This window comes from Hyphomonas sp. NPDC076881 (genome assembly GCF_050269995.1).
GTDB lineage: Bacteria > Pseudomonadota > Alphaproteobacteria > Caulobacterales > Hyphomonadaceae > Hyphomonas.
The window spans coordinates 250,689-267,208 of the sequence record NZ_JBNNJJ010000001.1 but is presented as its reverse complement, the minus strand read 5'-3'; the positions used below and the strand labels follow the sequence as shown (position 1 = coordinate 267,208).

17 protein-coding genes are annotated in these 16,520 nt (G+C 63.4%); 12 read left to right on the top strand and 5 right to left on the bottom strand.

Going from position 1 to position 16,520, the window contains the following annotated elements:
- Positions 1-54: 54 nt before the first annotated feature.
- From pstC to phoB, 5 genes are read left to right on the top strand one after another with little or no spacing between them, the layout of a single operon-like run.
- Positions 55-1,470 (top strand): phosphate ABC transporter permease subunit PstC, encoded by a 1,416-nt coding sequence (gene pstC, locus ACQKI2_RS01265; protein ID WP_427377921.1) that lies wholly within the window; start codon positions 55-57, stop codon positions 1,468-1,470.
- Positions 1,463-3,040, top strand: a complete 1,578-nt coding sequence (gene pstA / locus ACQKI2_RS01260) for a phosphate ABC transporter permease PstA (RefSeq protein WP_427377920.1) — start codon at positions 1,463-1,465, stop codon at positions 3,038-3,040. The genes pstC and pstA overlap by 8 nt, the downstream gene beginning before the upstream one ends.
- Positions 3,040-3,867: a phosphate ABC transporter ATP-binding protein PstB gene (pstB, locus tag ACQKI2_RS01255; protein ID WP_427377919.1), complete on the top strand. Its 828-nt coding sequence runs from the start codon at positions 3,040-3,042 to the stop codon at positions 3,865-3,867. Before pstA ends, pstB begins: the two co-directional genes overlap by 1 nt.
- Before the next feature lie 11 nt (positions 3,868-3,878).
- On the top strand, positions 3,879-4,565 hold the full coding sequence (gene phoU / locus ACQKI2_RS01250) for a phosphate signaling complex protein PhoU (RefSeq protein WP_035599381.1): 687 nt from the start codon (positions 3,879-3,881) through the stop codon (positions 4,563-4,565).
- 34 nt (positions 4,566-4,599) lie between these two features.
- On the top strand, positions 4,600-5,286 hold the full coding sequence (gene phoB, locus ACQKI2_RS01245; RefSeq protein WP_035599387.1) for a phosphate regulon transcriptional regulator PhoB: 687 nt from the start codon (positions 4,600-4,602) through the stop codon (positions 5,284-5,286).
- Between the two features lie 77 nt (positions 5,287-5,363).
- Here phoB and ACQKI2_RS01240 read toward each other — a convergent pair whose 3' ends face one another.
- Positions 5,364-7,595, bottom strand: coding sequence for a TonB-dependent receptor family protein (locus ACQKI2_RS01240; protein ID WP_427377918.1), 2,232 nt, complete (start codon positions 7,593-7,595; stop codon positions 5,364-5,366).
- 266 nt (positions 7,596-7,861) lie between these two features.
- On the opposite strand from ACQKI2_RS01240, the gene hisD reads away from it, so the two are divergent.
- Both hisD and ACQKI2_RS01230 read left to right on the top strand, forming a co-directional pair.
- A complete protein-coding gene (hisD, locus tag ACQKI2_RS01235; RefSeq protein ID WP_427377917.1) occupies positions 7,862-9,160 on the top strand; it encodes a histidinol dehydrogenase in 1,299 nt (432 codons plus the stop codon).
- Positions 9,161-9,163: 3 nt separating this feature from the next.
- Positions 9,164-9,652 carry a UPF0262 family protein gene (locus tag ACQKI2_RS01230; protein ID WP_427377916.1) on the top strand — a complete coding sequence of 163 codons (489 nt, stop codon included), beginning with the start codon at positions 9,164-9,166 and terminating at the stop codon, positions 9,650-9,652.
- Here the strand turns inward: ACQKI2_RS01230 and ACQKI2_RS01225 are convergent.
- Positions 9,619-10,611 (bottom strand): NAD-dependent epimerase/dehydratase family protein, encoded by a 993-nt coding sequence (locus ACQKI2_RS01225; protein WP_427377915.1) that lies wholly within the window; start codon positions 10,609-10,611, stop codon positions 9,619-9,621. The genes ACQKI2_RS01230 and ACQKI2_RS01225 overlap by 34 nt on opposite strands.
- A 94-nt stretch (positions 10,612-10,705) precedes the next feature.
- Here ACQKI2_RS01225 and ACQKI2_RS01220 point away from each other — a divergent pair, with 94 nt between their 5' ends.
- On the top strand, positions 10,706-11,614 hold the full coding sequence (locus tag ACQKI2_RS01220; RefSeq protein WP_427377914.1) for a LysR family transcriptional regulator: 909 nt from the start codon (positions 10,706-10,708) through the stop codon (positions 11,612-11,614).
- Positions 11,615-11,618: 4 nt separating this feature from the next.
- Here the strand turns inward: ACQKI2_RS01220 and ACQKI2_RS01215 are convergent, their stop codons facing one another.
- Entirely contained in the window at positions 11,619-12,509 is an 891-nt protein-coding gene (locus ACQKI2_RS01215) for a LytTR family DNA-binding domain-containing protein (RefSeq protein ID WP_427377913.1), read from the bottom strand.
- A 112-nt stretch (positions 12,510-12,621) separates the two neighbouring features.
- On the opposite strand from ACQKI2_RS01215, the gene ACQKI2_RS01210 reads away from it, so the two are divergent.
- The 4 genes from ACQKI2_RS01210 (at position 12,622) to ACQKI2_RS01195 (ending at position 15,532) form a co-directional block, all read left to right on the top strand.
- Entirely contained in the window at positions 12,622-13,794 is a 1,173-nt protein-coding gene (locus ACQKI2_RS01210) for an acyltransferase family protein (protein WP_427377912.1), read from the top strand.
- Positions 13,795-13,905: 111 nt separating this feature from the next.
- Positions 13,906-14,124, top strand: coding sequence for a translation initiation factor IF-1 (infA, locus tag ACQKI2_RS01205; RefSeq protein ID WP_011646371.1), 219 nt, complete (start codon positions 13,906-13,908; stop codon positions 14,122-14,124).
- A 6-nt stretch (positions 14,125-14,130) separates the two neighbouring features.
- Positions 14,131-14,706, top strand: coding sequence for a Maf family protein (locus tag ACQKI2_RS01200; protein ID WP_427377911.1), 576 nt, complete (start codon positions 14,131-14,133; stop codon positions 14,704-14,706).
- Positions 14,707-14,857: 151 nt separating this feature from the next.
- Positions 14,858-15,532 carry a hypothetical protein gene (locus ACQKI2_RS01195; RefSeq protein WP_427377910.1) on the top strand — a complete coding sequence of 225 codons (675 nt, stop codon included), beginning with the start codon at positions 14,858-14,860 and terminating at the stop codon, positions 15,530-15,532.
- Between the two features lie 73 nt (positions 15,533-15,605).
- On the opposite strand, the gene ACQKI2_RS01190 is transcribed toward ACQKI2_RS01195, so the two are convergent.
- Both ACQKI2_RS01190 and ACQKI2_RS01185 read right to left on the bottom strand, forming a co-directional pair.
- A complete protein-coding gene (locus ACQKI2_RS01190; protein WP_427377909.1) occupies positions 15,606-15,953 on the bottom strand; it encodes a hypothetical protein in 348 nt (115 codons plus the stop codon).
- 13 nt (positions 15,954-15,966) lie between these two features.
- On the bottom strand, positions 15,967-16,503 hold the full coding sequence (locus ACQKI2_RS01185; protein WP_427377908.1) for an RNA polymerase sigma factor: 537 nt from the start codon (positions 16,501-16,503) through the stop codon (positions 15,967-15,969).
- Positions 16,504-16,520: the final 17 nt, after the last annotated feature.

The window sequence follows — 16,520 nt, the reverse complement described above, 5'->3', positions numbered from 1 at the left end:
ACTGTCGCGGCCTTCTTCTATTTGGGGCACCGGATCACCCCCGGAAGGAAGTTCATGCTTCAGCAGCTCGGTCACTTGCCCATGGGCTGGCTACTGATCGCTCTGATTGCGGTCTTTGCGTCTGTAGCGTTCTTTGTTGGCCGCATCGGTGCCGAGCGTATTCTGCTTTCCGGCGCGCCAGCGCTGCATTCCCGGCCCAACTATCATGGCTATTTCGTTGCCATGTGGGCCGTCGTTCCGGCGGTTCTGGTGGCGCTGGCCTATGCAATGGGCGCCGAGCCCTTCGCCCGCGGCCAGCTGACGAGCGAGCTGCCGCCAGCGTTTGACCTGCTCTCCGGCCCGGAACTGCAAACCTATCTCGACTCGGTGTCTCTGGCCGCCCGTTCTTCTGATTATGCCGGAACCGATCTTGTCTTCACGGCGGTCACCAACCGCTATCTGGAGATCATCGGCGGTCTCAACATTGGCGCGCTGGTCCTGATGGGCATCAGTGCCATGCTGGGCCTGCTGTTCGCCCGCCGCCGCCTTGCCGCCAGCTTCCGGGCTCGCTCGCTGGTCGAGCGGGGTATGGAAGGCGTGCTGTTCCTCTGCGCGGTCGTCGCCATCGCCACTACGGCCGGCATTGTCATCTCGCTCCTCTATGAGAGCATCCAGTTCTTCAGCGTCATTCCGATCTGGGATTTCCTTTTCGGCACCCGCTGGAACGCGCAGACCGAAGCGGAGTTCGGCGCCCTGCCGCTGTTCTTCGGCACGTTCATGATCGCCCTGATCGCCATGTTCGTGGCCGCGCCCATCGGTCTTTTCTCCGCGATCTACCTCTCCGAATATGCCGGGCCCAAAGCGCGCGCCTGGATCAAGCCGATCCTCGAAATCCTCGCCGGTATCCCGACGGTGGTGTACGGCTTCTTCGCGCTGCTGGTCGTGGCGCCGGCCGTGCGGTCCGTCGCGCTGTGGATCAACGAGACGCTGATCAATATCGGCCTCACCAGCGAGCCGCTGCTGGCCGCCCAGCCCACCAGCGCGCTCGCAGCCGGTCTGGTCATGGGCATCATGGTCATTCCGTTTGTCTCATCGCTGTCGGATGACGTGATCAACGCCGTGCCGCAAACCCTCCGCGATGGCGCTTATGCCCTGGGCGCCACCAAGTCCGAAACTGTCCGCAATGTGGTCGTGCCTGCAGCGCTTCCCGGCATCATCGCCGCGCTGTTGCTGGCGGTCTCCCGCGCCATTGGCGAAACGATGATCGTCGTGATGGCGGCCGGCAAGAGCGCCCGCATTTCGATGGACCCGACCTCTGACCTCACCACCATCACCGTCCAGATCGTCTCCCTGATGACCGGCGAAACCGGCTTTGACGATCCCAAGACACTCTCCGCCTTTGCGCTCGGCCTCGTTCTCTTCGCCGTAACGCTGCTCTTCAACGTGATCGCCCTGCGCGTCGTCCAGAAATACCGGGAAAAGTATGACTGATCCGGCCGCCTCCGCTTTCTCCACGCCTGAAGCGCTCAAGCGCCTCAAGCGCCGCCGCGCCGCCGATGTGCGCTTCCGTTATTACGGGCTCGGCGCCATCTTCCTGGCTTTGGGCGCGCTGTTGCTGCTGGTCCTGTCCATCGGTTCGCAGGCCGTCTCTGCGGCGACCTACCATGTCGTGCGCTACGACATCACGCTGGATCCGGCCGTCATCACACCGCCAGGCGAAACATCGCCCGAGGACATCGCCCGCAATGTGGATGGCTTCTGGGAGCTGGCCCGCGACAACCTCCTGGCAACCTTCCCCGAGGCGGACCGTGACCGCACCAGCCGCACCGCCGTTTCCGAATTCATCACCCGCCTGGCCGTCTTGCCGACGGCGCGGAAAGTCGCTTCCCGGCCCGAGATGGTGGGCAACGCCATCACGCTCACCGCGCCGCTCAATGACGACCTCGACCTCTACCTGAAAGGCCAGGCCTTTCCGGAACGCCGCCTTCGCACCGGAAGCATTACGGCCGTCACCGCTCAGGAAGACGGTTTCGCAATGCTCGAAGGGCAGGGCGCTTTCACTCCGGTCCTCACGGCGCTGACAACGCTTCAGTCCGATGGTGTCAGCATGGATGAGGGCTCGGTCCTGCTCACCGCTGGCGGGGCCACTGGCCGCCTGCGCGACATTCAGGCCGGCACCGCCCGCCTCGAACTCCTCACCGGCACGCTCGACGCCTTCCAGAGCGGCCCGGCGACCGCCCGCCTCATCGCACTGCCCGAAGCCCAGCGTGTGGTATCCGACCAGCAGATTGCCTGGACGCTCGCCCTGAAAGAGATGGGCCGCATCTCCCGCGTGCCGCGCTGGAGCCTGCTGACCAACTCGGACTCCACCTATCCCGAACTCGCCGGCGGCCTTGCGGCGCTCGTCGGTTCGCTGTTCACGATGCTGGTTACTGCGCTCGTCGCCATTCCGATCGGTATTCTGGCTGCCGTCTATCTGGAAGAGTTCGCCCCGAAGAACCGCCTGACCGATTTCATCGAGGTCAACATCAACAACCTGGCCGCTGTGCCGTCCATCGTGTTCGGCCTGCTGGGCGCGGCGGTTTATATCAACTTCCTGGGCATGCCGCGCTCGGCCCCGCTGGTTGGCGGTCTCGTGCTGGCACTGATGACGTTCCCGGTGGTGATCATCGCCTCGCGCGCGGCGCTGAAGGCTGTGCCGCCTTCGGTGCGCTCGGGCGCGTTGGCCATCGGCGCGTCGCAGATGCAGACGGTGTTCCACCATGTTGTGCCTCTGGCGGCGCCCGGCATTCTTACCGGTGCCATCCTCGGCATGGCGCGTGCGCTGGGGGAAACTGCCCCGCTGCTGCTGATCGGCATGGTCGCCTTTGTCGGCGATGTGCCCACCGGCCCCACCGACGAATCCACCGTCATGCCGGTGCTGATCTTCACCTGGGCCAACAATGCAGAACGTGCCTGGGAACCGATGACCTCGGCGATGATTGTTGTCCTCCTCGCCGTTCTTTTGCTGATGAACGGGTTGGTGGTATTCTTGAGACGAAAGTACGAGCGGAGATGGTAATGGATACCGATCACACACCGCAGGCCGCCGGTTCCGTGCTGGCCCCCGCTGCCGATGCGCCCCCGGCCGCCGCCCCGCGGATCGATTGCCGGGATATCAAGGTGTTCTATGGCGCCACCCAGGCCATCCATGGCGTATCCATGTCCTTTCCGGACCGGGCCGTCACCGCGCTGATCGGGCCGTCAGGCTGCGGGAAATCCACTTTCCTGCGCTGCCTCAACCGCATGAACGACACTATCGAGAACTGCCGCGTTGAAGGGCAGATCCTGATGGATGGGCAGGACATCAACGATCCCTCGATTGATGCCGTGCTGCTGCGCTCGCGTGTCGGCATGGTGTTCCAGAAGCCGAACCCCTTTCCGAAATCGATTTACGACAACATCGCCTACGGCCCCCGCATCCATGGTCTCGCCACCAGTCGCGAAGATCTGGACGCCATCGTCGAGAAATCCCTCCGCCGCGCCGGCCTGTGGGATGAGGTGAAAGACCGCCTCCAGGCGCCCGGCACCAGCCTGTCGGGTGGCCAGCAGCAGCGTCTCTGCATCGCACGCGCCATTGCCGTGCGCCCGGAAGTCATCTTGATGGACGAGCCTTGCTCGGCGCTTGATCCCGTGGCCACCGCCCGCATCGAGGAACTGATCGACGAGCTGCGCAAGCGCTACTGCATCGTCATCGTCACCCACTCCATGCAGCAGGCCGCCCGCGTCAGCCAGCGCACGGCCTTCTTCCACCTCGGCAACCTGGTGGAAATGGGCGAGACAGAACAGATCTTCACAAATCCCCGCGAAAAGCGCACCGAAGACTACATCACCGGCCGGTTCGGCTGAGGGAGGAACATATGTCGGATCATATCGTCTCTGCCTATTCGGATGAGCTCGACAAGCTCTCCTCGGACATCATGCGCATGGGCGGCATCGTGGAGACGATGATCACCGACTCCTGCCGGGCGCTCAGCGCCAATGATCCCGTGCTCGCCAAGGAGGTGATCGCCCGCGACCCGCAGGTCGATGCCATCGAAGCTGAGGTGGAAAAACAGATTGTCAGCCTTATCGCGCGCCGCCAGCCGATGGGGCATGACCTGCGGATGATCCTCTCGGCACTGAAGATTTCCAACGAGCTGGAGCGGATCGGCGACCTGTCGAAGAATATCGCCAAGCGCGCCCTGCGCCTTGACGATCATGTCAGCATGGAGATGCGCAACGCCATCCTGCGCATGTCGCGCCCGGTGGCCCGCCAACTCAACGAAGTGCTCGACGCTTATGCCTCTGGCAATGCCGTCCTGGCCAAGAATGTCTGGTCCAGCGATGACGATATCGACCAGCACTATAATGCGGTGTTCCGTGAAATGGTCACCTATCTTATCGAAGATCCCCGCCGCATCAGTGCCGGGGCACACATGCTCTTTATAGCGAAGAACCTGGAACGGATCGGCGACCACTGCACCAATGTGGCCGAATTCGTCTACTACCAGGCCGTGGGGGAATACCTGTCAGCCATGGACCGGCCGAAGCTGGACCAGGTTTGACGAATTTCGCTCAAACAGATTACGGAGCCAAAAGATGAAACCCTACGTGCTTGTCGCAGAAGACGAAAGTGCCGTCTCCGAGCTGCTGCTCTACAACCTCAAGCGCGAAGATTATGAAGTCGCCATCGCCGCCGATGGTGAAGAAGCGCTGATGATGATTGATGAGCGGGCACCCGACCTGCTGCTGCTGGACTGGATGCTGCCCAAGGTGAGCGGCATCGAAATCTGCCGCCGTGTTCGCGCCACGGGCGTCAATCCGAACCTGCCGATCATCATGCTCACCGCCCGCGGCGAGGAGAGTGATCGCATCCGGGGGCTTGATACGGGGGCGGACGATTACGTCACCAAGCCCTTCTCCACGACAGAGCTGATGGCCCGCGTCCGCGCCGTGCTCCGCCGCATCCGGCCCGGCCTCAAGGAAGACCGTATCACCGTCGGTGATATCGAGATCGACCGGGTGGCCCATCGCGTCTCCCGCAATGGCGAGGATATACATCTCGGCCCGACGGAATTCCGCCTGCTCGATTATTTCATGCAGCATCCTGGCCGCGTCTTCTCGCGCGAACAGCTTCTCGATACCGTCTGGGGCTCGGATGTTTATGTCGAGGCGCGCACGGTGGATGTGCACGTCGGCCGTCTGCGCAAGGCTCTCCGTCAGGCCGGGGGAGACGACCCCATCCGGACGGTCCGCTCCGCCGGCTACGCCCTCCGCGCGGACTGATCCGCTGTAAGACCGGCCACAAAAGAAGCGGGGCGTCTCCGCCCCGCTTTTTTGATTCCAGCCGTGTATCCGAGCTCTCAAAAGTTCAGGCGGATGCCGATGCCTACATAACGGCCCGGATTGCCACGGGCGCCGTCTGCGCCGCGGTGCATGATGGCCCGCTCGTCGAACACATTGTCCACCTTGGTGTAAACTTCCACCACATCGCTGATGTCATAGGAGGCGGAAAGGTCCACCGTGAACAGACTTTCTGTGCGCAGATAGGTGTCATCGATGCCGATGCGGTCGCAGGTCGTCGTCGTGCAGGTCTCGTCGGTATAGTTCAGCGCCGCATAGACATCCCAGCCGCCCTGATGCTCGATGCCGAATTGCAGCACGCCGGTATGCGGCGGGGTATAGTCCAGCGTATCGCCCGCCAGAACGCCGCCTGCCGTGTCGGCGGCCCGTGTGTATTCGCCATCGGTATAGGTGTAGGAGAGGCGTGCCGGGATGGAGAAGCTTTCGTTCTGGAGCAGCGTGGCAAACGCGCCCAGCTCCAGGCCGTAAACTTCCTTCGCGCCGCTTTGCAGCGTTGATCCGTCCACGATGCCGCCGGGGCAGGGGTTGGCCACAAGGCAAAGGCGCAGCGCGTTATCATAGTCGCTGAGGAAGGCGATCGCATCGACGCCAACGGTGCCATTGCGGTAGCGCACACCGGCTTCGTAGTTGACGCTCTCTTCGCCTTTGGAGCCTTCAGTTGCGCTCGATCCGGGCGGGGCAAAGCCTTCATAGGCGCCCGCCAGAACCGTCCAGTTCTCATTCACGGCATAGTTCACGCCGAGGCCAACCGAAGTTTTCGTCAGGCTGTTGCGCGGTGCCGGGTTCAGCACATTGCCAACCGTCTTGATGTCTTCATACCGGATGACCGGCAGGAAGCTCCAATTGCCATACGAGATCCGGTCGCCGAGCCAGACAGACCAGGCTTCCGCCTCGCCCTTGTTGATGTTCGGCGTGCCGAGGCCCTGGAACACCAGCGCGCCATTGACCTGCTGGTAGAACTCATTGTTGGCATTGGCCACGTTGCGGGTTTCGTCTTCGTGGCGGCGCACGCCGAAGGTCAGGTTGTGGCTGAACGCGCCGGTCTGGAATTCGCCTTCAAGCTGGGTCTGGATACCCTGCGAGGTGAACTCCTGGAAGTTGTTGCCATAACGCACGCCATTGGGATGGGTGGTGTTTGCCGTGCCATCGAGGATCGCCTGCAGCAGCGCCGCGTTCGCGCCGCCGTTATTGATCGTGTCGGTCACGCTGCCGATATTCACACCGTTGATCTGGTTGAGGCGGCGATAGTGGCGCTCCGTATCGGTCCAGTAGGCGGTGGATTTCAGCGCCCATGCGTCGGTGAGGTCAAACTCGTGATGCAGGCTGAAGCCAGTGCGGCCCCGGTTCATCTGCTCCAGTTCGGAGAGGCCATAGCGGCGGTCCGGATTGGCTTTGAAGTCGGCGTCCGTCAGGCCCAGATACGACACGTCATGGGTTTCGTCATTGTACTGGCCCTTGAACTCCAGCCGCTGGCGTTCGCCTTCCCAGCTCAGCCTCAGAACATAGTCTTCGATCTCGTTACCGGCTGAGCGGGCCGAGCGGTCGATCTTCTGGAAGCCGTCCGTCGTGCCTTGGAAGGTTTCCACCAGAAAGCCGAACTGGCCGATCGTGTCGCCATACCAGGCATGCATGCGGCCGGTGTTGTTCTCGCCAAACTCGGCGCGCACAAAGCCCGCGCGGTCTTCTGGAATCGCTGTGGCCAGGAGGTTCACCACACCGGTCACCGTCTGCGGGCCATAGAGCAGGGTCTCCGGGCCTTTCAGCACTTCCACGCTACGCATCCGCGAGATGTTGGGGAAATAGTAAGCCGAGGTGTTGGCATAAGGCGCCATCGCGGCGGGCACGCCGTCTTCCAGCACCAGGATCCGGTCGCTGCGGCCGGAAGAGGAGGCGCGGATACCGATCCGCGGGAAAGCGCCCAGCCCGTCTTCATCACGCACATAAACGCCCGGAACTGCGCGCAGCACGGAATTGACGTTGCTTGATTCGAACTTCTCCAGCTCCCGCTCGGTAAGCGTATAGGCAGAGCCATAGGTCGATTGCGGATCTTCGATATTGCCGATCACGGTGACCGTATCGAGCACCCTTACTGCGCGCTCAGCTTCGCTCTCCTCTACAGCTTCAGCGGCGGCCGGCAGGGCCAGCCCCAGTGCCATCAGCGCTGCGCCCGTCAGCAGGCGCGCGCGGCGGAATATGTGGTCGGTCGGTCGGTTCTCGTCGGCAAATTGCACTGGCGGGGCTCCCTCTGGCCGGAATGTTGGCTGCTCCTAACCGCGAATGATTGTGCAAATCAATCGCATTTGTGTCGCGCTGTCACAATTTGCCGCCAGACTGATGCCCCCGCGCATCGCTTCGAAAGCGCTCCTGGCGGGCCGGGCGGCTCGGCCCCTGCCGCGCACGGCTTCTTGCTGCGCGCAGGCGCCTTTCGCCGTCTTGCCAGCAGGAACCGCACGGTCCATGTAGCGGGGCTGAAAAAAATGCCGTGGAACCCCCCGATATGGCCCGTCATCTGAACGCATCTGAGCCCGGTTTCGAGGAGGCCCTGCGCCGTTTCCTCGACGAAGACCGTGGCCAGGGCGAAGACGTCGCCGGCATCGTTGCCGCCATCATCAAGGATGTGCGCCAGCGGGGCGGGGCGGCAGTTGCCGACTACACTGCAAAGTTTGACCGTCTACAGCTCGACCCCTCGACCCTGCAGTCGGACAATGTAAACCTCGACCTCATCGCCGCCGAATGCCCGGCAGACCTGCGCAACGCCATCGATTTCGCGCATGACCGCATCGCCGCTTACCACACGGCCCAGCGCCCGGCTGACCACCGCTTCACCGACAGCGCCGGCGTCGAGCTTGGCTGGCGCTGGACGGCGCTGGACTCGGTCGGCGTCTATGTCCCCGGCGGCCGCGCCAGCTATCCCTCATCCGTGCTGATGAATATCGTGCCCGCCCGCATCGCAGGCGTGGAGCGCATCGTCATGGTCGCCCCGGCGCCCGATGGCGAACTCGCCCCGGCCGTCGCCTATGCCGCGCTGAAGGCCGGCGCCACCGAATTCTATCCCGTCGGCGGGGCGCAGGCCGTCGCCGCGCTCGCCTATGGCGCCGGGCCGATTGCGTCTGTGGACAAGATCGTCGGACCCGGCAACGCCTTCGTTGCTGAGGCCAAGCGCCAGGTGTTCGGCAAGGTCGGCATCGACACCATCGCCGGCCCTTCCGAAATCCTCGTTATTGCGGACGCCACCGCGAATGCGGACTGGGTTGCCGCTGATCTCTTGAGTCAGGCCGAGCATGATCCCTCCAGCCAGTCGATCCTCATCACGCTGGACGCCGCCCTCGGCGCGGCTGTTGAGAAGGCTGTGGATAACCAGTTGAATTCCCTCGCCACCGGCGCCCGCGCCCGCGAGTCCTGGACCACCCATGGCGCCATCATCTCTGCCCCGGACGCCGCCACCGCCGCCCGCGCGGCCAACATCATCGCCGCAGAGCATGTCGAGCTCTGCATCGAGGATCCTGACGCGATGCTGCCCCTGATCCGCCATGCCGGCGCAGTCTTCCTTGGCCATCACACGCCCGAAGCGCTGGGGGATTATGTCACCGGCTCCAACCACGTCCTGCCGACCAGCCGCGCTGCGCGCTTTTCCTCCGGCCTCGGACTGTATGACTTTGTGAAGCGCATGAGCATCCAGCGCGCCGGGCCGCAGGGGCTGGCCGCGCTGGCGCCGGCCGCGCTGCGCCTGGCAGAGGCCGAGCGCCTGCCGGCCCATGGCCGGTCGGTCTCCATACGCACGAACCAGGGCAGCTGACAGATGGGCGCAAACCGGCTCGTCGCCGTCCATATTGACGAAGACACGCTCGGCGCCTCCGGCCCGGACGCAGAGCATGAGCGCCGCGTCGCCATCTTTGATCTGATCGAGGAGAACACCTTCGGCGTCATCGGTGAGGATCGCGGGCCCTACGTCCTTGCCCTCAGCCAGCATGAGCGCCGCCTCGTCTTCGCCATCAAAACCGAGCCGGGCGAGGAAGTGCACACCTTCATCCTCTCCCTCTCGCCGTTTCGCGGCGTGATCCGGGATTATTTCACCATCTGCGACAGCTATTACGAAGCGATCCGCACCTCCACGCCCCACCAGATCGAAGCCATCGACATGGCCCGGCGCGGCATTCACAATGAAGGTTCGGAGCTTCTGAAAGAGCGCCTGGAAGGCAAGGTCGATATCGACTTCCAGACCGCCCGCCGCCTCTTCACCCTCATCTGCGCCCTTCACGCCGGCCAGGGCCGCGCGCCGGGGGCGTGATCGGCCGCCTCCGGAAAGCAACCCATCGCGGCCAGCGTCCAGCTGAGTGCGTCCATGATGTCCGTATGCGGCTCATGTCCGAGAAATGAAACGAGCCTGGTATTGTCGAGTTCCGCCGTCTCCTCCCACAGATAGCGCATCTCGGCGAGCTCCCGGAAGATACGCACAAAAGGCGACAGCAGGACCAGGGCAGGCCAGGGCATCGGGGCGATCTTTCCCTTTCCGCCACTGGCCGCGCGCACAGCTTCGGCAAAGGCTACGCCGCGCGCAAAATAATGGCCGCGGAAATGAAACTGTTCGAAGGCGGCTAGTTCGGTCTCACGGTCCAGCAGCGCTGCAGCCGTCGCGCCATAGTCGGGCAGATAAGCCCAGGCATGGCCTGCGTCCCGCTTGCCCGGATAGGTGATCTTCGTCACCGGCCTGCCCGGCGTCACCATGCCTTGCGAAAACCAGGAATTTCCGGCGGAAGGGCCGAAGAAATCTCCCGCGCGCAGGATCAGCGTCCGCACGCCTTCCTGCGCGGCCGCCTCCAGCCGCTGTTCCATCTGCACACGGATACGCCCCTTGCGGGTATGCGGCCGCTGAGGCGCGTCTTCCGTCAGCAGGGGCAGGGCATCCCGGCCATAATTATAGATCGTACCCGGAAGGAAAATGCGGGCGCCGGAAATTCTTGCCGCAGCCACCGTGTTTTCCAGCATGGGCAGCACCAGCTTTGCCCAGTCCTTGTAACCCGGCGGGTTCACGCCATGCACGATCACATCGGCGCCGATTGCGGCGGCGGCAACATCCGCCGCATTCAGCGCGTCGCCCGCCACCCATTCGGCTTGCGGCAGGCGGGCCGGGACGGGGCTGCGCGCCATGGCCCGCACCTGCCAGCCGCGCTGGATCAGCGCCCGCGCGATCTCGTATCCAGCCCCGCCGGTCACCCCGAGTACCAGCGCCCGCTTTTCGTCCTTCATGGTCCCATCTCCTTGCTCTTGGGTGAGGCAAAGGTGGCGCAGGGTAGAGATAACCGAAATTGCGATAATAAATGGATCAGATATACGTATATATATGAACTCGTCTGCGGCACCCTGGGATCATATCCGTTCTTTCCTCGCCGTTCTGGAGGAGGGCAGCCTTTCGCGTGCCGCTCGCCATCTGTCTCTCACTCAGCCGACGCTCTCCCGGCACATCGATCAGCTTGAGGCCTCGCTGGGAGGTCCGCTGTTTACCCGTTCTCCGCGCGGTCTCATCCCGACAGACAAAGCGCGGATGATTGAGCCCTATGCGCGCACGATTGCGGCCTCTGCCGCCGCCATGGTCCGGGCCGCCTCGGGTCCCTTGAGTGAGATGACAGGCGCGGTGCGTATTTCGGCCAGCGAGGTGGTCGGTATAGAATTGCTGCCGGGAATGCTGGCGCCGCTGCGCGACGCCCATCCCGGCCTCAGCTTTGAAATCATTGCCACCAACCAGTCGAGCGACCTGCTCCGCCGCGACGCAGACATCGCCATCCGGATGGTACGGCCCCAGCAGGCCGCGCTGCTGGCGCGAAAGGTGGGCAATGTGGAACTCGGCCTCTTCGCGCACCGGGATTATCTGGCCCGTCATGGAACTCCTAACCGCCTGGACGATATGGCCGGCCATGCCCTGATCGGCTTTGATCATGAAACGGTCAGTGTGCAGGCCCTGCGCGCCATGGGGCTGACGCTGGAGCGCCCGGATTTTGCCTGGCGCTCTGACAGTGATCTGGTCCAACTCAAGCTGGCGCTGGCGGGCGTAGGCATCGGCGTCTGTCAGGCCGGTCTCGCCCGGCGCGCCGGCAGCATGGTGCGTGTCGTCCCGGAAGAGTTTTCCTTCGGGCTGGAAACCTGGGTTACCATGCATGAGGAACTCAAAGGCGTGGCCCGCATGAAGGCCACCTTTGATCATCTCGTTGAGGCGATGAGCCTCTATATCCGGGATCAGGAATGCCCAGACTGAACGCTCACCCAAGCGCGCTGCGGAACCTCCGGCTGCCGGCCAGCACGGCGCCATTGGAGAGGGTCAGTTCGAAATCGCCCGAACTCGTCGTGCGCGTTTCGCGGATGTGGTGGCGGTTGACGATGCGGGACCGGTGGATGCGCACAAAGTCCGGTTTTGCGTCCGGGCTTGTCACGATCTGTCCGGAAATGTCCGGATTTGTCCTCACGCTGTCACAGGCTGACAGGCGTTTTTCCCAGTCTGCCAGCGTTGCGCGCAGCAGATGGCTGCCCCCCGCCGTGTGCAGCGTTACATAGTTTCCCGCCGCTTCCAGCCACAGGATCTCGCCTGGCAGGAGGAACAGCGTGCGCCCGCCCACCTTCACTTCGATACGCTCCGGCCCGCGGGAGGCATCGGGGGCAGGGGCCGCCTCGCGCGCCGCCCACCAGGCATAGCCGCTATAAACGGCGGCAAAAATTCCATAAGTTATAAGGTCTTTGCGCCACTCATAGAGTAGCGTCACCCAAATTCCGCCGCCGAAAAAGTCGTATGGCCAGCCCAGCACCGCATAGGCCGCCTCCCGCGCGGGCACCATGGCGCCCACATGCGCCAGCGAAAAAGGCACGCTCAGCCCCGCATGGATCAGCAGCGCCAGCGGCAGCCCTGGCCCCCGCAGTGGCCAACGCTTCACCGCCCACCCCACCAGCGGCGCCATCAGCACCAGCACCGCCGCGCTGGTGATCTCCCAGATGAACGGCTCCACCATGTGAACCGCCAAGCCAGAGCGCTGCATCTCGATCAGGTCAGACGTGGCATTCACCAGCACGACCGGCACGGTCAGCAGGGCGATGGCTGCCCACGGCCCCAGCCGAAAGGTGGCTCTGCCGCTTGTCCCGGATTGCCTGCCATTGGTCACAGTTGCCTCTCCGCTCGTCCCACCGGAGCGCCCTTTCACGGCATTGGCGTAGCGCCGGGGCAGGGGCGGCGCAAGAAGGCGCTCAGTTCAGATCCTTCACGGAGCCACCGGCATGACCCAGCGCCGATACGACCTTGACTGGCTGCGCATCGCGGCCTTCGCCATCCTCATCCTTTACCATTGCGGCATGTTCTATGTGAGCTGGGGCTGGCATGTGAAATCCAGCCATGCAGGGCCGTTGATCGAGCCGCTGATGCAGCTCGCCAATCCCTGGCGGCTGACGCTCCTCTTCCTCATCTCCGGCGCCGCCACCCGCTTCATGGCTGACAAGATGGCTGCCGGCAGCTTCCTGAAGGCCCGCATGGGCCGGCTCTGGCCGCCGCTGATCCTGGCCGTGCTGATCATCGTGCCGCCGCAGACCTACTATGAAGTGCTTGAACACGTTCAGGAGAACGGTCTGCCGAAGGATGTCTGGCTAGGCGACTTCTACCGGCGCTACATCACCGCCTCGGGCAATTGGTGCGACGCCGAGGGCTGCCTCCTCACGCCCACCTATAATCACATGTGGTTCGTGGCCTATCTCATCCTCTACACGCTGGCCCTGATCCCGCTCCTGCCGCTGCTGCGCCGCATTCCGGCAAGGGCGGTTACCTGGCTGATCGCCGGGCCAGGCATCTTCTTCGCGCCCTGGGCCTTCCTGTTCGCCACCCGCGTTTTCCTCTTCCCCCACTTCGGGGAAAGCCATGATTTCCGCGAGGACTGGTATCTCCACACGCTCTATTTTGGCGTTTTCCTGCTCGGCTTCGGCATTGCCAAGCATCAGCCGTTCTTTGACGCCGCCGTGCGCCTGCGCTGGCCCATGCTGGCGCTCGCCCTGGCGGCCTGGGCCGGGCTTCAGCTCTATTACCGCACCTATGCGGCCAGCGATGCCCCGCCGCCCGAAGCCCTGCGCATTCTCTCCCGCGGCATCCGCGAGACGCAAGCCTGGGCCGCCATCCTCAGCGTCATCGGCTTCTTCCACCATCACTTCCGGACGCGGGATACGCCGCTGCGGCGCGTGCTCTCGCAGGCGATCTTTCCCTTCTACCTGATCCATCAGACGGTCACCGTGGTGACGGGCCATTATCTGGATGAACTCGGCCTTCCGGTATGGGTGGAAGCACCGCTTCTCATAGGCGCCACCGCGCTCGGATGCTGGCTGTTCTATGATCTTGGCCGCCGCATTCCGCCACTGCGCATCTGGATCGGCCTGCCCAGCGGAAAAGGGGCCTCGGGGGCGGCCTGAGGCCCCCATGCCCTCTGTGCTTGCTGGAATCTGCTGAAAGCTGTATGGCGCGCGGCTAGTGATGCGTGGAAAAAGCGGCGCGATCGCCGCCGCCTCAGATCTGGATAGAGAATGTCAAAAGAAGAACTGATTGAATTTGAAGGCACGGTCGTCGAACTGCTGCCTAACGCCACGTTCCGGGTGAAGCTCGAGAACGACCATGAGATCATCGCCCACACCGCCGGCAAGATGCGCAAGAACCGCATCCGTGTCCTCACCGGTGACAAGGTGATGGTGGAAATGACCCCCTACGACCTGACCAAGGGCCGTATCACCTACCGCTTCAAGTAAGCCGCCATGCCGGGCAGCGCGCCGCTCATTCTCGCCAGCGCGAGCCCGCGGCGTCTCGAACTTCTGGCCCAGATCGGCATCGTGCCGGATCGGGTCTCCCCCACTGACATCGACGAGACGCGCCGCAAGGACGAATCTCCGCGCGAACTGGCCCTGCGCCTCGCGCGGGAGAAGGCGGCGGCGTGTCCGGGCGAGGGCGCCTATGTGCTCGCCGCCGATACGGTCGTCGCCCTCGGCCAGCGCAATCTGGAAAAGGCGGCTGACGAGGCAGAGGCCGCCGCCTTCCTGCGCCTCCTCTCCGGCCGCGCGCACCAGTGCATCACCGGCGTTGCCGTGCGGGCCCCCGATGGCCGGATAGCCTCGCGCGCGGTCCTCGCCCGTGTAAAGATGAAACGCCTCACGCAAGCGGAGATCGCGGCCTACGTGGCCAGCGGGGACTGGAAGGGCAAGGCAGGCGGTTATGGCATCCAGGGCGCTGCCGGCGCCTTCGTCACATCCATCAATGGTAGCTATACTGCCATTGTTGGCCTTCCCCTTTATGAAACAAAATCGCTTCTGGAGGGGCTCGGCTACCGCGCCTGATCCTGTAGCCGCCGCGCCGGAAGGCATCTTCCGCCCCGTTTTCGCCACAAGCCTGACATCGGATTAATCCCACTTTCGCGGAACCATTCTCGCCAAACGGGCTTTCTTTTTCATCTGATGAGCAATCCCGCTCTTGTCGATGGAGCCCGTGATGAAAAAACTTCTCGCCAGCTGCGCCGCCGTCGCCCTTATGGCTTCGCCGGTCTTCGCCCAGTCCACCATTGATCCGCAGGTTCCGGATTCTATCCCGGCAGACCCGACGATGCCTGAAGCATCCGACCCGATGTTGGAGTTCGAGCCGCAGACGGAAGCGCTGCCGGAAGAACTTCCGCCCGAGCCGGATATGGCTGAAGAAGTGCCGCCCGTAATGCCGGACGCTGAGCCGGCGATGCAGGCAGATGTTCCGCAGGAAGACGAAACCTATGCCGACTTCGAAAGCGAGCCGGTGGTGACGGCTGAAATCGCCGATGCAGATGTTTCTCTGGAAGCTTCGGTGGATGAAGCGGAGCTCCCGGAAGAATATTCGACCGACGATCTCAACTCGGTCATGCTTGCCAAGGTCAACGAAGTGAGCACCGAAATCGAGGCTCTGGATGCAGAAGCCGATGTTTGGGTGACAGCTGATGGTTCCGCCGTTGATCCGGCCTACGCTCCGGAAGGCCAGGGCGACATGGACTATCCGGCTGAAGACAGCTACGTGACGCCGGAAGCCGACACCTCGCTGGAAACGGAAATCTACGAGTCCGAAACCTACATGACCCCGGAAAACGACGTGATGATGGAAGATGAAACCTCCATCGAAGATCCGGCTTCTGCCGACTACTGATAGTCATCGAAGTTGGATCGAAGAAAGGCCGGCTCATTGGAGCCGGCCTTTTTTGTTTGCAGCCTCTGAGGGTTCAGGCCCGCTCGGTCATCGACACTGCCGCCATGGACAGGGCTGCCCCGAGAATGACCGCCAGCCACATGGGATTGCTGGCGGCCGCCTGGCTGATCTCGGTCCGGGCAAGGGCCAGGGCGGAGGTCACCGTATGATCCACCCCCACAAAGGCCGAGAGCAGTTCGGGCAGTTGCAGCAGGGCAATCACGGCGCCCACAAAACCGAACGCGCCAACAGTCAGCCGGCGGATTATCGCCTGGCGGCGGATGCCCTTCATCACACCGGCAGTAAACGGCTCTGCTTCCAGCTGCGCATCTTCGGCAGCAAACAGGCGGGTCAGGTCGCCATAGTTTTCTTCGTCACGCATCGTCATCACTCCATTATGCCACATCGGCACTGGCAAGGCACGTCCGCAATTGGGCAACGCCTCGCAATACATGGGACTTCACGGTGCCAAGCGGCCAACCGGTGGCTTCGGCCGCTTCGCGATGGGAAAGCCCGGCGGCCACACACAGCACCACGCACACTCTCTGGGCTTCGGTCAGGCTTTCGAGGGCGCGGGCAAGGTCCATCCGGTTTTCCGCTTCATTGGCAGACCGGTCGAACGGCCGGTCAAACGGGATGATCTCGGCGGTCTCGTCAAACTCGATCTCGATCTTCTGGCGGCGGCGCCATTGCAGGAATTCCCGCCAGCAGATGGTGCAGATCCAGGCGCTGAACGTGCCACCGGCATAGCTGCCGATTTTCTGCCAGGCAGCCAGGAAGGTCATCTGGGCAATGTCGTCGCCCTGCGCTTCCGATCCTGTCAGGCGGCGGGCCATGCCGCGCACCCTGGCCTGATGGCGGCGGACAAGTTCGGCGAAAGCCGCTTCGCTGCCCTTGGCCGCCGCATGGGCGAGATCGGGGTCTGATCGCATATCCCGTCCTCCGGACG

Excerpts from the sequence above, each read along its gene's own strand:
- phoU (WP_035599381.1), top strand. The coding sequence starts at position 3,879 with ATGTCGGATCATATCGTCTCTGCCTATTCGGATGAGCTCGACAAGCTC.
- pstC (WP_427377921.1), top strand. The coding sequence starts at position 55 with ATGCTTCAGCAGCTCGGTCACTTGCCCATGGGCTGGCTACTGATCGCT.
- ACQKI2_RS01185 (WP_427377908.1), bottom strand. The coding sequence starts at position 16,503 with ATGCGATCAGACCCCGATCTCGCCCATGCGGCGGCCAAGGGCAGCGAA.
- ACQKI2_RS01210 (WP_427377912.1), top strand. The coding sequence starts at position 12,622 with ATGACCCAGCGCCGATACGACCTTGACTGGCTGCGCATCGCGGCCTTC.
- ACQKI2_RS01195 (WP_427377910.1), top strand. The coding sequence starts at position 14,858 with ATGAAAAAACTTCTCGCCAGCTGCGCCGCCGTCGCCCTTATGGCTTCG.
- ACQKI2_RS01220 (WP_427377914.1), top strand. The coding sequence starts at position 10,706 with ATGAACTCGTCTGCGGCACCCTGGGATCATATCCGTTCTTTCCTCGCC.
- hisD (WP_427377917.1), top strand. The coding sequence starts at position 7,862 with ATGGCCCGTCATCTGAACGCATCTGAGCCCGGTTTCGAGGAGGCCCTG.
- ACQKI2_RS01225 (WP_427377915.1), bottom strand. The coding sequence starts at position 10,611 with ATGAAGGACGAAAAGCGGGCGCTGGTACTCGGGGTGACCGGCGGGGCT.
- infA (WP_011646371.1), top strand. The coding sequence starts at position 13,906 with ATGTCAAAAGAAGAACTGATTGAATTTGAAGGCACGGTCGTCGAACTG.
- pstB (WP_427377919.1), top strand. The coding sequence starts at position 3,040 with ATGGATACCGATCACACACCGCAGGCCGCCGGTTCCGTGCTGGCCCCC.
- ACQKI2_RS01230 (WP_427377916.1), top strand. The coding sequence starts at position 9,164 with ATGGGCGCAAACCGGCTCGTCGCCGTCCATATTGACGAAGACACGCTC.
- ACQKI2_RS01200 (WP_427377911.1), top strand. The coding sequence starts at position 14,131 with ATGCCGGGCAGCGCGCCGCTCATTCTCGCCAGCGCGAGCCCGCGGCGT.
- phoB (WP_035599387.1), top strand. The coding sequence starts at position 4,600 with ATGAAACCCTACGTGCTTGTCGCAGAAGACGAAAGTGCCGTCTCCGAG.
- pstA (WP_427377920.1), top strand. The coding sequence starts at position 1,463 with ATGACTGATCCGGCCGCCTCCGCTTTCTCCACGCCTGAAGCGCTCAAG.
- ACQKI2_RS01190 (WP_427377909.1), bottom strand. The coding sequence starts at position 15,953 with ATGCGTGACGAAGAAAACTATGGCGACCTGACCCGCCTGTTTGCTGCC.